Annotated in this window: 11 protein-coding genes and 1 pseudogene; 7 read left to right on the top strand and 5 right to left on the bottom strand. The window is 65.7% G+C overall.

Annotation, left to right across the window (positions count from 1 at the left end):
• Positions 1 to 234: 234 nt before the first annotated feature.
• The gene (locus EKH81_RS15495) at positions 235 to 411 is read left to right on the top strand and encodes a hypothetical protein (RefSeq protein WP_162224649.1); all 177 of its coding nucleotides are present in this window, start codon (positions 235 to 237) and stop codon (positions 409 to 411) included.
• Positions 412 to 478: 67 nt separating this feature from the next.
• Here EKH81_RS15495 and EKH81_RS15490 read toward each other — a convergent pair whose 3' ends face one another.
• The 3 genes and pseudogenes from EKH81_RS15490 to EKH81_RS15475 all read right to left on the bottom strand — a co-directional run.
• On the bottom strand, positions 479 to 1,711 hold the full coding sequence (locus tag EKH81_RS15490; protein WP_132060010.1) for a DUF6498-containing protein: 1,233 nt from the start codon (positions 1,709 to 1,711) through the stop codon (positions 479 to 481).
• Between the two features lie 202 nt (positions 1,712 to 1,913).
• Positions 1,914 to 3,932, bottom strand: a complete 2,019-nt coding sequence (locus EKH81_RS15485; protein WP_132060008.1) for a hypothetical protein — start codon at positions 3,930 to 3,932, stop codon at positions 1,914 to 1,916.
• Positions 3,933 to 4,348: 416 nt separating this feature from the next.
• Positions 4,349 to 4,766, bottom strand: a pseudogene (locus tag EKH81_RS15475) (transposase); the annotation flags it as partial.
• Between the two features lie 71 nt (positions 4,767 to 4,837).
• Here EKH81_RS15475 and EKH81_RS15470 point away from each other — a divergent pair.
• The 5 genes from EKH81_RS15470 to EKH81_RS15450 all read left to right on the top strand — a co-directional run bounded on the left by EKH81_RS15470 (position 4,838) and on the right by EKH81_RS15450 (position 12,979).
• Positions 4,838 to 5,572, top strand: a complete 735-nt coding sequence (locus EKH81_RS15470; protein WP_132060006.1) for a DNA-directed RNA polymerase subunit epsilon — start codon at positions 4,838 to 4,840, stop codon at positions 5,570 to 5,572.
• Positions 5,573 to 5,938: 366 nt separating this feature from the next.
• Positions 5,939 to 9,205 (top strand): transglutaminaseTgpA domain-containing protein, encoded by a 3,267-nt coding sequence (locus EKH81_RS15465; RefSeq protein WP_162224648.1) that lies wholly within the window; start codon positions 5,939 to 5,941, stop codon positions 9,203 to 9,205.
• Positions 9,205 to 9,912 carry a DUF7269 family protein gene (locus EKH81_RS15460; protein ID WP_132059998.1) on the top strand — a complete coding sequence of 236 codons (708 nt, stop codon included), beginning with the start codon at positions 9,205 to 9,207 and terminating at the stop codon, positions 9,910 to 9,912. Before EKH81_RS15465 ends, EKH81_RS15460 begins: the two co-directional genes overlap by 1 nt.
• Complete coding sequence (locus tag EKH81_RS15455) at positions 9,909 to 11,315, top strand: DUF58 domain-containing protein (RefSeq protein ID WP_132059996.1); 1,407 nt, start codon at positions 9,909 to 9,911, stop codon at positions 11,313 to 11,315. The genes EKH81_RS15460 and EKH81_RS15455 overlap by 4 nt, the downstream gene beginning before the upstream one ends.
• A complete protein-coding gene (locus tag EKH81_RS15450) occupies positions 11,312 to 12,979 on the top strand; it encodes a DUF7519 family protein (protein WP_132059994.1) in 1,668 nt (555 codons plus the stop codon). Before EKH81_RS15455 ends, EKH81_RS15450 begins: the two co-directional genes overlap by 4 nt.
• A 77-nt stretch (positions 12,980 to 13,056) precedes the next feature.
• On the opposite strand, the gene EKH81_RS15445 is transcribed toward EKH81_RS15450, so the two are convergent.
• Together EKH81_RS15445 and EKH81_RS15440 are read right to left on the bottom strand one after the other, a co-directional pair.
• Positions 13,057 to 13,350, bottom strand: a complete 294-nt coding sequence (locus EKH81_RS15445) for an Htur_1727 family rSAM-partnered candidate RiPP (RefSeq protein WP_132059992.1) — start codon at positions 13,348 to 13,350, stop codon at positions 13,057 to 13,059.
• Positions 13,351 to 13,434: 84 nt separating this feature from the next.
• Complete coding sequence (locus tag EKH81_RS15440; RefSeq protein WP_132059990.1) at positions 13,435 to 14,391, bottom strand: AAA family ATPase; 957 nt, start codon at positions 14,389 to 14,391, stop codon at positions 13,435 to 13,437.
• A gap of 134 nt (positions 14,392 to 14,525) precedes the next feature.
• Between EKH81_RS15440 and EKH81_RS15435 the strand changes: the two genes are divergently transcribed.
• Positions 14,526 to 15,197, top strand: a complete 672-nt coding sequence (locus EKH81_RS15435) for a DUF47 domain-containing protein (RefSeq protein WP_132059988.1) — start codon at positions 14,526 to 14,528, stop codon at positions 15,195 to 15,197.
• Positions 15,198 to 15,373: the final 176 nt, after the last annotated feature.

Genomic DNA, 15,373 nt, shown 5'->3' with positions numbered 1-15,373 from the left:
GTCAAATTCCCGAACTATTCGTAATAATATCGCGGCGACGACTCGCGATGCCTTCCTCACTTGGCGGTTCTCGTGAAGCCTCATCGTTTGATGATGGAGACTCACGGTGCGCGGTCTGGGTGTGAACTACTGGAGACGTTAAATCCCGAACCGAAATTTAAATCTAAGTATTAATAGTATGTTGAATATAGATAGATAAGTAAATAATAAGTCCGAGGAGTCCGGTTATGGAATATGGCAGTCGACCTCGAGCCTGGAACGTTGGTGTACACATTGCTCCTGTTCGCCGGTGTTGTTCTAGCTGTAACAGTAGTGAACGTCGTCTTTATTGACGCGTCTATAGGAGGTGCGGTTGTTCGTGGGATCGCTATCGGTCTCGGCGCCGCAGTAATGAACTGGTATATATATTAGCCACGGTCCACAGCCAGAGGCCGCGGAGTTCGGTGAGTTTTTTATTGTCAGTATAAGAGAGACGGCCTCAGTTGACGGATTCTCGTTTGAGTAGTCCTGCAGCTGATTCAACGTCCTCGAAGTATCCCATCTTGTAGCTCCCGCCTTCGTGCGTTTCAATCTTGAGTGTGCTGTACCAGTCCGGAAAAATTGTAGAAAAGAGACCGGGAGAGACGGATACTTCCGAGATTCTGCTACGAGGGACTGACCACTGTGCCGCGTCAGTCAACGTGTTATAGGCAACGACAGTATCGGAATGAATGCGATAGACGAGGTGTGCGCTGACGATCCACCCCACAGTAATCTCTACAATCACCCGACAGGTAACGACTGCTGCGACGCCGAGCGCGCCTCCAACGACGAGACCATATGATGTTCCAAACGCACTACCGCCGACTAATGCCCCAACGAGGCCGCCGAGAAGGACGACGAACAGTGTCGGACCAAAAAACGAGATGAGAACGCCACTGACCACCGCGGCTACGAAAGTGCCGCGGTAGTCGTTGTCAAACACTCTAATTGGTTCGGTGTCGGGTAATTTGATTGGTTGTTCTTCTCCGACAGTTTTGTCGGTGAACACCGTCGACTCGACAAACCCCGGATAGCGGAGTTCCAAAAGGTCGTATCCAATCTTCGTTCCGACAACTACGAGTCCGAGGACGACTCGTCCGATGCCTGCGTCTTCAGCGCTCCTGACGACGAACGGTGCGACGACCGCAAGGAGGAACACGAGTATCAAGTATTTCCGAGAGCCACTCCCAGTCGCGGCTGCTGACTCGTACTCTCCGGACCACAGCCAACTCACCAAGTGAGACGCTTGATTGAATATGACAGCGAACACGCCCAGTGTGAGCGTCGTTGGCAGAGCGAACGACCCACTAAACGGTGCGATAATACCCGTTAGTAGTAACCCGCCAAGTGGCCAAAACGTCACAAGCGGCAACAGCGTTAGCAGAATGTACGGGACGTTTCGCGGGTAAATCGCAGGAAGCCAGCCGACGAGACAAATTCTCCCTCGAACGTCAGAAAGCGATTCAAGCGGGAACGGTACTCTCGTTCCAGTCGGTTTGTAAGCTTCTGATGGAGGAAGCGCAGAGAACAACGACTGGATGGCTTCCCGACCAACTGCGACCCCGGCCTCGACCCAATATAACAACAAAAGGAGATGAGGATCCCAGCCGAAGACGAACACGCCCGCAGCCAGTACTGAATTGGACAGTACTACTGCGGTTAGTCTTCGTCCGTACTCGCGACCGAGCATATTATAACTACGACTGTAGCACAAATAAAAGCCTGTCCATCTTCCGTTTGTACTACGGAATCGGCGCATCAAGGTTCGAAGAGTATAGCACATTTATATAGCATGTGTGATTTATATATGTGTGTTTAGATTGGGATAAAAAGGTGCGTCTGAACGGATGTCCGATAAAAAGAGACTAGTGAGTTCTCCGAGCGTTAACTCCCTAGCACACAGACCATCCAGTCGGCTCGTTTGCAGCCGAACACAAGTCTCTTGCATCCGGGAGAGTCGCCACTGCGAGTGAGCAGAGTGCTCCCAACGCGACGGTACAAGGTGCCGCACCGAGACCGAGGTTCCACCAGTTTGTCCCAGCACAAAAGGCACTGACGCCAAACCCACAGATTCCGACGTCCAGTGCTAGACGGATGATAGCGATACAACTCCCACAAGACCAATCATCGTCGCCGAATTCAGCAAAAGCGTCGCTGGTTGCGACTGAAACGACTGAATCGTAGCCAGTCAGGCGCACCTTCCACAGGACCTTACCGAGGTCGACATCGCTCCACTTTGCCACATCGTAGACGTACTTGGTGTTGATGAGTTCTGTTGCTAGGTCCTGTATCGCCGTAATCGAATTACAGACAATCTGACCGCTACTTACAGCGAGATCGTTCTGGTCGACGCCCGAGTCTTCAATGACCGTCTGCAGCATATTTTCTCCAAGACCGGCGATAGAGTCGACGACTCCAGTCAAGCCATCCCAGATATCACCGATGAAATCAGATGCGTCGTCGATCAAGCCTTGGGTAGTAACGGGGTCACCTGCAGAGCGGAGTCGATCTTCGGGGACATTATATTCTTCGGTGGTCGTCTCGACGGACGCGGCTTGGACGCTTGCAGCACCGGCTAATTGCAAGGTCTCGCTAGTCACCTTCGAGGTGGTGTCGAACTTCGTCTTCCATTCGTAGACGGTTTCGACGTGTGCCACCTCACCGGAGTCGCGATGTCTCGAGATTGTTATCGCCCCCTCGTCGCCTCTATCGAGATCAGTTAGGTGATGGACCGTCGAGTCACTCGGCTTGTCGTCAGTTGTATTGGAGACTAGGTAAATGCCCTCTGGGTCGTGACGAACTCTTCCATCGGCCTCAGATGCGGCGCGTTCGAAAGCGTCGGTTCGCTCAACGACCGCACCGGTCTGGAGACGTGCCGATACCGCTGCCTCTGGGTAGCGCTCGGAGTCGAACTCAGCGGTCACACCACCAACTCCGAGACTCGTCACCTCCCCCAAAAACTTGATACGCTCCGTGGCGTCCGCCGCAACGGTCGTCGTAAGCGTTTCGTGGACTGCGTCGTCGTAGATAACGGCCTCCGTCGCGTTGATGGTGAACTCGACTGAACTATCTGATGGGGCCGAGCAAATGACACGCTTCTGCTCGGAACTGATAGTCGCAGTTGCATCACCCCGGCTCACAGAGACGAGGTTCCCGTCGTATCGTGCTTCGGTCGCAGTCTCGTTTGCGGTTCCGGTGATCGTGCCATCTTCTACCGTCGTATCGGCTCCGACTTTGTCTGCCTGATCGCTAGTCGTGATTTTGAACGATTCTCCTTCTCCGGTGACAGTGACGCCACCGGGCATGGAGGACGGGAGGATGTCGGCGGCGTCGACTCGGTCTCCGTCTCGCTTGAAATGAACCTCGCTGTCAGCGTCGAAGAAGGTCAACTCGCCAGTGTATACCAAGGAAACGGGAGTAGTAATAGTTCCCTGTAGGGTACGGCCATTCACACGGTCAAGACTCTCCGGTCCATTCTCACCACTCTTCGCAGAATCAGACCTTGGACTCTCTGCTTCAATCCGTCCACTCGCTGAGACATCGACTGTGGTTTGCCCGCGGGGAATGATTTCGACAGACTGGTCGAGATACGAATCGGCGTCAAACTCCTTCCCGTCAACGCGAATTGCAGGGTCACCCGAAACGTCGAAACCGGTGAACTCGCCGCTGAACTCGTACTGATGGACACCGTCACTAACCGTGGCGGTAGCCGTACCGCTCTCGACGGCGTCATCGGGTGCGTCGGTGGCAGTCAGCACACCGGAGACGGAAAACTGGTAGCTGGAACGGTCACTTGATTTGATTACGATGCTTCGTAGAGTCGCGTCCGGATCACGAGCGCCCCGTTCCATTGTGTCGCTCATTTGGGCGGATGCGGTACCCGAACTGCCTGCACCGATGGCTGCGGTCATACCGACAGTACCGAGGGCATTCAGTACATTACGTCGCGAGATATCTTTCGAGGGATCGAGATTATTCGACATTGGCACTTACTTTCTCCCATTTTCTTACTTTAATCTAACTATCTCAATATAAAAAATAGATTTTTGACTAATACATCAATATTTTTCTTCTATTTTTAAAGCCTAATAATGCGGTGTCTATTCATAAGTACTATGCAGACAAGAATTAGTTTACACTTTCAACCACCGATTTAAACTTGGTTCTCGGTGTGGGCTGTACTGCTATACAATATCTGGCGACTCACGGATCTCCTACCGAAAGCGGGTGCCGACGGCGTTATGTACGCTCGTGTCTTCGGTGGTATGAATTCACCATCGTCGATGCTATCACCGATCACGTCTTTGAAGTTCTGTGAAACTACGTAGAGGGACAACTTCCGGTCGGCCGCATATCGAGTCTTGTCGCGTTGTAGAAGTCGTTTCACCTACGCTTTTTCGTTGGTCTGCATTTGCTTTGGGACGACGCAGGAGAGTCCGCGTTGGCTGAGCATCTCTAGAATGTGCTGGCCGTCGAACTCCCGACCTATCAGCACGTTATCGATGTGAACAGTTGCCTCAGCGGAGTTCAGGAGTTCCTCGACGATCTCCTTGCACGCCCTCTCCGCACCGGCCATGCGTCCAACACAATCGAGACAGCATTCCCCCGACCAGTTGTGCTGTCGCCCACTGATAGGCGCGCTCATTGGTTTTCTCCTTGGTCCCGATGAGCTCACCTTTGTGGCCCGCTCGGTCACCAGTGAACGGGTCTGATTCAGTGATGTCGATTGCGACGATACCGGCTCGGATTCCACAATCGGCGCTCGGGCTCCGCCGGTCCATACGTTTAAATCGGACCGCGACGCTAGAACCGACCCATGACAGAAAGCGGCACCGACGCGGGGACTCCATCGTGGCAGTACGGCCCGGCGGGCGACGAAGCCGAGGAGCGCCGTCTCAGCCAACTTCCCGGCGACGGGTCGGTCGCGCGCGCCGACCTCCAGCGCGACCAGACCGTCCGACGGTGGGGACCCGTCACCCCGAGCGCGACCCTCATCGGCCGGGCGGAGTCGCCCGACGCCGACCTGAGCGAGAGCGTTCGGCGGCTTCACGAGGAACGCCACTCCGCGATGGCCGGACACAGCGCGCGGATGGCCCGCCTCGACAAACTCCGAATCACCCACGCGCTCTGCAACGACCTGTCGCTCACCCCGTGGCAGCGCGACCGAGTCATCGGCGTGATGGCCGACCTCGACCTCTCGGCGTTCGGAAGCCAGCGCGCGATTCCGAAGGTCGCGCTCGTTGCGATTCGCCACATCGTGGACCGCGAGCGCGAGCACTACCTCGGTCTCCACGACACCGAGTGGATACAGGGTCTCTCGCCCGCGCGACTCGAACGGCTCTACGACCAGTTCGAATCAATCACCGACGACCCCAAGTTCGCGGACCTCGCGGCCAGAAACGGTCTCGATATCACGAGTCTAAACCGACTCCGACGCATCCTCGAAGACCAAATCGAGGAGCGAGGGCTGGACGAGGCGGTGTACGGTCGGAACCCCAACCGCGACCCGAATCTGCCGGACCTCGCGGCGCGGCGGGACGGGGAGCGATAGGGAGAACGCGGTAAAAGAAAGACGGGTCTGTCGAAGCTCTGGTCCTCGGAGAACCCGGGCGCACTGCCCTCGTATCTATCCCTTGTCGCGGGAAGCACTTAAAGGAAATCGGACCCGGACTCGCCGCCGCGCCTTTCGCACCACTCAACCCCACGGCAACCCTTCGGTCATTCACCAATCTTTTTACCTGTGTCGTCGGAGTTTGCATCCATACTATCGCGGTTGTCCCGTCGCGGGCGGGGGCGGGGGGGCCGCGCCCGCGCCGCCCCCCCCCCCCCCCCCCCCCCCCCCCCCCCCGCCCGCGACACCTCGCTACCGCGACTACCCACCACACTCCACCGGCTTCACCAAACTCCATCAAACCCCATGCCAGACACGCCGCCCTCGCTGGTGTCCGACGACGACGAGTCGTCGGGCCGTCTCCGACTGTTCCTCGCGCTCTGCTGTGTCGCGGCAGTGGTGCTGGCCTCGACCGTCCTCCCGGCGCTCTCGTCGGCCGGGCTCGGCGGGTCGCCGCTCGGGTCGGTCGTCCCCCAACCCGGCGTGGACCCCTACGGTCCCGACGCCCCGGCGGGCGGCGCTGGCGGTGCAGGCAGTCCGGGCGGCGCTGGCGACGCGGGCGCGCTCTCGGGTGCGGGCGGCCTCGGCGCGCTCAACCCCGGCGACACCGCCTCTGTCGGCGGGTCGCTCGCCGCGGACGACGAGACCAACGCCTTCCGGTCGCAGAATGCCGAGACGCACTTCACGGTCGAAAGCTCGGCCCCGAGCTACTGGCGGACCGGCGCGTACGACACCTACACCGGGTCGGGGTGGGAGCGGTCGGACGACCGCGAACCCTACGCCGGGCCGCTCGAATCCGAGGCGATGACCGACCGGCGCGTCGAGTACCGGGTCACGCTGAATCGGTCGGCGACCGCGCTCCCGAGCGTCTGGCGGCCCGAGTCGATTTCAGGTCCCAACTCGGTGCTGGTGACCGACCGCCGGGCGTTCGTGAGTAGCGAGTCGCTCCCGGCGGGCACCACCTACACCGGCGTCAGTCGCCTCCCGCCGCGGGATACCACCGTCCTCCGGACCGCGGGCCAGGACTACCCTGCCGAAATCGAGGGCCGGTACACCGCGCTTCCGGATGACACCGACGACCGTCTCGGGGAGTTCACCGCGAATCTGACCGCCGACGCCGACACGTCCTACGAGGCCGCGACCGAGGTCGAGTCGTGGCTCGAAGCCAACAAGAACTACTCGCTGAACGCGAGCGAACCCGAGGGCGACGTGGCCTCGGAGTTCGTCTTCGAGATGGACGAGGGCTACTGCGAGTACTTCGCCACCGCGATGACCGCGATGCTCCGGTCGCAGGACGTTCCGGCCCGGTACGTCGTGGGCTACTCGACCGGCCAGCAGGTCGGGTCGAACACCTACGAGGTCCGGGGGATGAACGCCCACGCGTGGGTCGAAGTGTACTTCCCCGACGCGGGGTGGGTCCGGTTCGACCCCACGCCCGGAAGCGACCGCCTCCGGTCCGAGCAGGCCGCGCTCCAGAATCAGACCGGGAGCGCCACCGACTACGAATCCGTCGAGGAGGGAAGCCCGAACGAGACGTTCTCGGCGAACGACTCCGACGCCGAGATGTCCGAGGACGGAACGCCGCCAGAGAGTGGTACGTCCTCCGAAGACGGCACTCCCCCCGAGGGTGATACGTCCTCAGAGGACGCGACCGACACCGGCGACTCGACGACCGGCCCGCCGTCCGGAACCACCGACGGTGACGCCACCGATACGTCCGGCGGGGAGACCACCGGCGGCGACACAGCGGACGAATCGGACGCGACCGACACCTCGGACGCCAGCGAAACGTCCGACTCGTCGGAGACGACCGAATCCGGTGGCTCCGAGACGACGACCGAGGACGAGTCGGACGAGAGTGATTCCGAGGATTCGGACGACTCCGAGTCCGAGGACACCGAAGACGACTCCACGGAATCCGACGCCGACACCGCGTACGCCGTCGAACTCAATCGCACGCCCGTCCCCGGCGCGACGGTGACTGCCGCGGTCACGCGCGGCGGGTCGCCCGCCGAGGGCGTCGGGGTGCTGTTCAATGGCGAGCGAATCGGCACGACCGACGATGCGGGCGAGGTCGCTGGCGAGGTTCCCTACGCCCGGAACCTCACGATAGCCGTCGCGGGCGAGTCCGAGACCGAAACCGTGGACGCATCAGGCGAAGTGCCGGGGGGGGGGGGGGGGGGGGGGGGGGCGCGCCGGCGCCCCCCCCCGCCCCGGCGGGGGGGGGGGGCGGCGCCGCGCCTCCCGCCCGCCCCCACCGCCCCGAATGCCAGGGGAGGCGAAACGTTCCGGCCTCCCGGCGGCGTCGGAACGCCCGCGTTCGACGCGCCCGCGTCGGTCGAGACGCCCGGCGTGCTCGCGGCCCCGCCGCCGAGGACGCTCGCCGCGCAGGCGCGCAACGAATCGAACGGGTCGCGGTCGTACTCGCTCGAAACCAACGCCACGCTCGCGGTTTCGGGCGACCGATTCACCGACGAGGAGGTCGTCGTGACCGCGACGGTTGAGGACGTGCCGCTCCGGAACGCCGCGGTCGTTATCGACGGCGAAGAAGTCGGCGAAACCGACCGACGGGGGCGGGCCGAGGTTCGGCTTCCCGACTCGCCGGGCAACGTCACGCTCGCGGTCTCGCGCGGTCCCGTCACGGGCGAGACGACCGTCTCGCTCCCGAAACTCAACGTCACCGCCGACCCGTCGCTCCCGCTCGCGCTCCCCGGAACCGAGGTCGAGGTGTCGGCGAGCTACGAGGACGAACCGGTGTCGAACGCGTCGGTCTCGGTCGGCGACCGCGAGGCGACCACCGACATCGACGGCGCGGCGTCGGTCGCGCTCCCGTTCCAATCGAGCGCGACCGCGGTGGTCTCGGCCCACGGCCAGACCGAACGCGCGACCGTCTCGGGACTCCTCGTGAATCTGTTCGGCGTCGTCGCGGGGGCCGCGCTCGTCGTCGGCGGACTCGGACTCGGGGCGTACCGCCGGGGAATCACACCCCGCCGGGTCGCCGGAATCGCGGTCGCGATTGCGACCGCGATTCCGCGGTTCGCGGTCGGCGCACTGTTCGCCGTCGCCGACTTCCTCGAACGCGCGATTCGCAACGGTATCGGGGCGATTCGGGAGTTGCTGGCGCGCGAGGCCACGGTCCGGGAGGTCCTCGCTCGACTTCGGGTGTGGCTTGGCGAGCGCCTATCGGCACTGCGCGAGCGGGCGCGCTCGTCGCTCCGCGATGCCGGTGGGAGCATCGCGGGCGCGTCGGCGACCGACGCGCCCGCCGACGACCCCGACGTTGACTCCTACCGGACGCTCCGCGAGGCCTGGCGGGACTTCCTCGGACGCGTCTCGGTCCGCCGCCCCGACGCGATGACACCGGGCGAACTCGCGGCCCACGCGGTCCGGGTGGACGACCTCCCGGCCGACGCGGTGGCGACCCTCCGGGACGCGTTCCGCGATGTGGAGTACGGCGCGCGCTCGCCCGCCGAGCGCCTCCCCGGCGTTGAGGCCGCGCTCACTGCCATCGAGGAGGCGACTCGTCCCGACGACGAGACCGGAGACCAGTCTCCCGAGGGAGGTGAGCAGTGATGCGAGTCCGTATCCTCGGCGGTCTCGGCGTCGTGTTGACCGTCGCGACCGCCGCGGTCGTGGTCGCGCCCGACCTGCTCGCCGACCCGCTCGCGGAAATCGCCGCAGCCCTCGAATCGCGGGACCCCCGACGCCTTCTCCTCGGTCTCGGCGTCGTCGTCGGAATCTACGCCGCGTGGACCGCCCGGTCGGGGTCGTCCGGTCCGCCCCCGAGCGGCGGCCCGGCCGCGGTGTTCGAGGGCGTCGGCGACCCGCCCGAGACGGTGACGGCCGCCGACACCGCCCGGACCGGCGACTCCTTCGACTCGCAAATCGACCTCGCCGCGGCGGGCGACCCCGTGGCGCTGGCGTCGGTTCGCTCGACGCTGGCCGAGACGGCCGAAGCCACCTACGCCCGCGCCGCCGACCGCTCGCCCGAGGACGCCGCGCGCGCGGTCGAGACGGGCGCGTGGACCGACGACCCGGTCGCCGCGGCGTTCCTCGGCGGCGAGGACGCCCCGAGCTTTTCGCTCCCGGCGCGACTCCGGGAGTGGCTCGACCCCGCGGCCGAGCGAGAGCGACGCGTCGAGCGCACGGTCGAAGCTGTCGAAGCCGCATTCGAAAGCGATGCGGCGACGCGCGCCGACTCGTCGGCGCGCGTCGCCGGAGACGGGGACAGGGACGAAGATAACACCCCCTCGAACGGCGACGGGGGTGAGCCGTCGTGACCCGCGAGCGAACCTCGCGCTGGAAGGGCGGTCTCGCGGGGACGCTCCTGCTGACGACGCTCGGCCTGCTGTACGCCGAACCGCGGCTGTTCGTGGTCGCGGTCGTCCCAATCGCGTACGTGGCCTACGGCGCGCTCTCGTCGCTGTCGGGGGCGGCGGCTCCGAGCGTCGAGCGGTCGTTCGACCCCGCGAGTCCGCCGCCCGGCGCGGAGGTCGAGGTCACGCTCCGAGTCAGAAACGACGGCGACTCGGCGCTCGCGGACGTGCGACTCGTGGACGACGTGCCCGACGAACTCCGGGTCGTCTCGGGGTCGCCCCGGGCCGCGCTCGCGCTCAGGCCCGGCGAGGAGGCGACCGTCTCGTACTCGGTCGTCGCCACGCGCGGCGACCACGCCTTCGGCGACCCCGCGATTCGCGTCCGGACCGTGAGCGCCGAGGACTGCGCGACCACCGCGGTTTCGGCCGACGGCGACACCACGCTGTCGTGTTCGCTCGCAGTCGCCGACCCGCCGTTCGCTCGGGCGTCGCCCCGCCGAGTCGGCACCCACACCACCGACTCGGGCGGCGACGGCATCGAGTTCCACTCGACCCGCGAGTACCGGCCCGGCGACTCGCTCAGCCGAATCGACTGGCGGCGGTTCGCCAAGACCGGCGACCTCACCACGGTCCGGTTCCGCGAGGAGCGGGCCGCCAGAACCGTAGTCGTCGTGGACGCCCGCCCGGTCGCTCGCGCGACTGCGCGGGCGGGCTACCCGAACGGCGCGGAACTCTCGGCCTACGCGGGCGAGCGACTGTACGACGCGCTGACCGCGGCGAACGTCGCGACCACCGTGACCGCGCTCGGTCTGCGCGACGACGACTTCGAGGGCGGCCTGCCGCCCGACGGCTTGCCGTGGGTCGGGTCGGATTCGGGAGTCGCCGACGCCCGTCTCGTGTTCTCGGCGGTCGGCCGGGCGGCCGACCGCGACGGCTCGAACGACGTGCCGACCGACGGTTCGGCCGTTCCCTCGCCGTCCGCGGCGGGCGCATCCGCGGATGCGCCCGCCGCGAATTCGACGAGAAGGGCCGCCACGGTCCCGGACGGCGGCCGGACCGACGAGACGATTCGACGCCTGTTGACCCGGCTGTCGGCCGATTCGCAGGTCGTGCTGGTCTCGCCCGTGCTGGACGACTGGCCCGAGTCGCTCGCCCGGTCGCTCTCGGTCCGGGGCCACGAACTCACGGTCCTCTCGCCCGACGTGACCGGCGACGACTCGCCGGGCCGGTCGGTCGCCGGCACCCACCGCGCGATTCGGCTCTGGGACCTCCGGGCGACCGGCGCGACCACCGTCGATTGGAATGTGGACGACCCGCTCGGAATCGCGCTCGAACGCTCGCTGAACACCCTCCTCTCACACGCATGACGGACGAAACTACTCTCGACGGCCCGGAGACAGACGCGGCATCCGCGGACGTCGCGGTCTCGAAGACGAACTGGGCACCGACCCGGACGAGCACCGCGGTCGTCCTCGTCGGAACCGCCGCGGGCGTCACCCTGCTGAGTCGGGCCGCGGGCGTCGGCACGGGCGTCGCGGTGAGCGTTTCGGGCGCTCTCATTCTCGGACTCGCGCTCTGGCTGTTGACGGTCGAGCAGTGGCGCGCGCCCGCCACGCTGGCGGCGAGTCTCCTGCTCGTTCCCGCGGGCGGCGCGGTCGCGGCCGGGGTCGGCTACGAACTCCTCGTCGAGTTCGCGGCGTCGTTCCCCGCACCCGACCGGACCGGCGTGGTCGGCCAGACGCTTCGCATCCTCGGGGTCGCGGCCGTCCTCGTGGGATGCACTTTTGCGGCGCTCGGCGCGGTGGCGTCGGTCCGGAACGTCGCCGAGAGGCGGACCGTCGGTCGGTGTTGGGGTCTCGTGGTTCGAGCCGCCCTCCTCCCGGTCGGGGTCGCGCTCGCGCTCGCGGGCCGCGCGCTCGTGACCGAGATGGAGATTCTGCCCATCGACGACGCGGCCGACCGCGCGAGTTCGACCTTCACCGACGCGGTGTTCGCCCCGACCGCGACCGACCCCCAACTCGCCTCGTTCTGGGTGGTGTTAACCGTCGCGACCGCGGCGGCGTTCAAGGCGCTCGTCGAACTCCCGACCCGAGAACTCGCGGGGGACTCGACCATCGGCGAAATTGAGGTCGCCGAGATTGCCGACGCGGTCGAGCGCGGGGCGTCAGTGCTGGCGTTCGTCGCGTTCGCCGGGCTTCCGCTCGCGCTGCTCGTCGGGGTCGTGGTTCCGGCCGCCGACCTCCGGGCGGGGCTTCCGCCCGAGGCCTACCGACTGCTTGCGGATGCGACCACGAACACGGGCGTTCGGCGCGCGTTGGTCGGAATCACGGCCGTCAGTGTCGGAATCGCGGTCGCCGCGCGCCTCGTCCGGTCGTCGATTCGGACCCCGACCAGCGACCTGCTGGCTGGCTACGCGCCCTACGTCGCGGGTCTCGCAATCGTGGCGGGAGCGGGCGTCGTCCACGAGCGAGTCCTCGACGGACTGCTCGGCTTCGTCGCGGGACGACTCGACGCCCCACTCGCCGACGAATTCCGGCGGCTCTCGGGCAACGTCGTCGAGTTCTACGGTTCGGAAACCATCGTCGTCGGACTCCTCGCGGTCGTTGCGGTTCTCGCCGCGGGCGGCCTGTTCGCGCTCTGGGTCGCGTTCGCGCTCGGCTTCGTCCCCGACCGAGTGGGCGGCCCGTCGCTGGCTGGCGGTGGCCTATTCGTCGCGGCCGGATTCGCGGGCACGCTCGACACGCCGCTGTGGGTCGTCCTCGTCGGCGCGGCGCTCGCGCTCGCGGTCTGGGACGCCGGGGAGTTCGCGACCACGCTCGGCGCGGAGGTCGGGCGACGCGCCGAGACCCGACGCGTGGAGTTGCTCCACGCGGTCGGCACGGTTTCGGTGGGCGGACTGGCGGTCGCGGCGGCCGTCGGACTGGCGGGCGCGGTCCCGTCGGGGCCGGAGGTGGGCGCGCTCGACGCCGCGGGGGTCGCGCTGCTGGGCGCTGTCGGCGCGGTCGTGGCGCTGGTAATGGCGTTGCGGTGAGCAGGGGCGGATATTTTGGCGCTTTCGATGATTCGTCCCACCGAGCTACGTCCGAGTCGCCGAGTCGAGACGCCTCCTCACAGTTCGTAGGTTCGTCGCTCCTCGCCGGATTCGGGGAGCGCCGAATCTCCATTGTCAGTGGCGTCTGCCGAGAATCTCCGAATCTCGCTCGCGGGACAGACCCACACCTCGGTCGCGTACCACGCGAACAGTCTGGTCGCCTCCTCGTGGGCCGCGTCGGCATCGGTCGCTCGAATCGCGCCGACGTACCTCGGCGGGTCGTCTTCGTCGTCGCGGACGAACACCTCCCACGCGGGGCCGGCGTCGTCACGCGAATCCTCGACCGCGACTCGTCGCGCTTTCTCAACCATGTCGGGCGATTCGGGGTGAGTGTCAAACGGCTTCGGGCGATTTTCGGACCGCGAGAACCGACCCGATGACGTTCGGGAGTGCGGTTACGTCGGCTTGACCGCGGGCACCTCGACCCGGGCCAGCACGTCGGCGACCACGTCGCTTCGCTCCGTGCCGCGGACGCTCGCCTCGTCGGTCAGCACGAGTCGGTGGGTGAACGTGGGTTCGGCCACCCGCTTCACGTCGTCGGGGACGACGTAATCGCGGCCCGAGACGACCGCGCGGGCGCGGGCCGCCTCGAACAGTCGCTGGACGCCGCGGGGCGAGACGCCCACGTCCACCCGGTCGTCGTCGCGGGTCGCGCGGCCGAGCGCCACCACGTAGTCGCGAATCTTGCCGTCCACGCGAACGGCTTCGAGGGTGCGCTGCATCTCGGCCACCTCGTCGCCCTCGACGACCGCGCCGACGCTCGGGGCCTTCGCGGTTCGGTCGGCCCGGCGGTCGATGAGTTCGCGCTCGCCGTCGAAGTCGGGGTAGCCCATCGCGGTCTTGACGATGAAGCGGTCGCGCTGGGCCTCGGGCAGGCCGAAGGTGCCCTCCTGCTCGACCGGGTTCTGCGTGGCGAGGACGAAGAACGGGTCGGGGAGCGCGTGGGTCCGGCCGTCCACCGTGACCTGCCCCTCGCCCATCGCTTCGAGGAGCGCGGCCTGGGTCTTGGGCGGCGCGCGGTTGATTTCGTCGGCCAGCACGACGTTCGCGAACACCGGGCCGGGCGAGAACTCGAAGTCGCCGGTCCCCTCGTTGTAGACGTTCGAGCCGGTGATGTCGGCCGGGAGGAGGTCGGGGGTGAACTGAATCCGCGAAAAGGAGAGGCCCAGCGCGTCGGCGAAACTCCGGGCGGTGAGGGTCTTGCCCGTGCCGGGCACGTCTTCGAGGAGGACGTGACCCCGAGCGAGGACGCCCGTGAGGACGGTTTCGAGGAACTCCCGGTCGGCGATGACCGCGCCGCCGACGGCGTCAAGGACGCGCTCACAGCGGTCCGTTGCGGTCGGTTGGTTCATGAGTGGTCGTCTCGGCGGGCCGATAAGAAGGTTGGGTCCGGACGGCGATTGGTGGTGGCGACTCGGTTGTGATACGTTCCCGAACAGACCCCTCATAGGAGGGCTTTCGGTATCTCGGGTGCGACTCGCTCTCGATGGCATCCGCGACCGAAGGCTACGCGGAGTCGGTCCGCGAACGCACCGCGACGTACCTCGACCGAGTCACCGACTGCACCGCGTTGCTCCCCGACGCGCTCGACGCCTACGAGACCGACCCGCCGGAGTTCGAGAACGCGGTCGAGCGAATCGCGGCCTGCGAATCGGCCTGCGACGACGCACTTCGGGACCTCCGGGCGCTCCTCGGCGAGTCGGCCCCGCCGAACTACACCGACGTGTACCTCCGGGCCGACGAAGTGGCGCGACTCTACGCCGCCATCGACGCCGTGCCGAACCGCGTCGAGCGATTCGGCCGCGAACTCGACGCCATGAATCCGACGCTCTCGGAGGACTGCCGAGTCGCGTTCCACGAGATGGCGACGCTGACCCACCACGCGACGGTCGAACTGACCGACACGACCACCGCCTACGTCGAGAGCCTCGTGACCGAAGGCGAGACGGCGTCGGTTGCCGAATCGGTCGCGGACATCTCGGCGGCCGAGAGCGAGTGCGACCGACTGAAGTACGAGTCGCTCGCCTCGGCGTTCGACTCCCGGCCGCCCGCCGACGCGCTCGTGGTCCGCGAACTGGTGGTGACCCTCGACGCCGCGATGGACGCCGTGGAGGACGCTGGCGACCAACTGCTGTTCATGAACAGCGCGGACATGTGAGGACGGTTTTTCAGGATTCGAGTGTGGGTTTCTCTGATAGCGTTCTCGTGGGCTGAGAGTTACAGGAGCTATGCTGGCGCGAACCGATTCAAAAACTCCGGCCGGGGGGGGGGGGGGGGGGCCGCGCCGGGCGGGGGGTGTTTTTAACGCCGGTCTGCGGAACACCAAAAATTAGG

Source organism: Halorussus amylolyticus, assembly GCF_004143485.2.
Classification (GTDB): domain Archaea; phylum Halobacteriota; class Halobacteria; order Halobacteriales; family Haladaptataceae; genus Halorussus; species Halorussus amylolyticus.
Note: the sequence above shows the minus strand (reverse complement) of the source record. Positions and strands in the feature narration are given on the sequence as shown.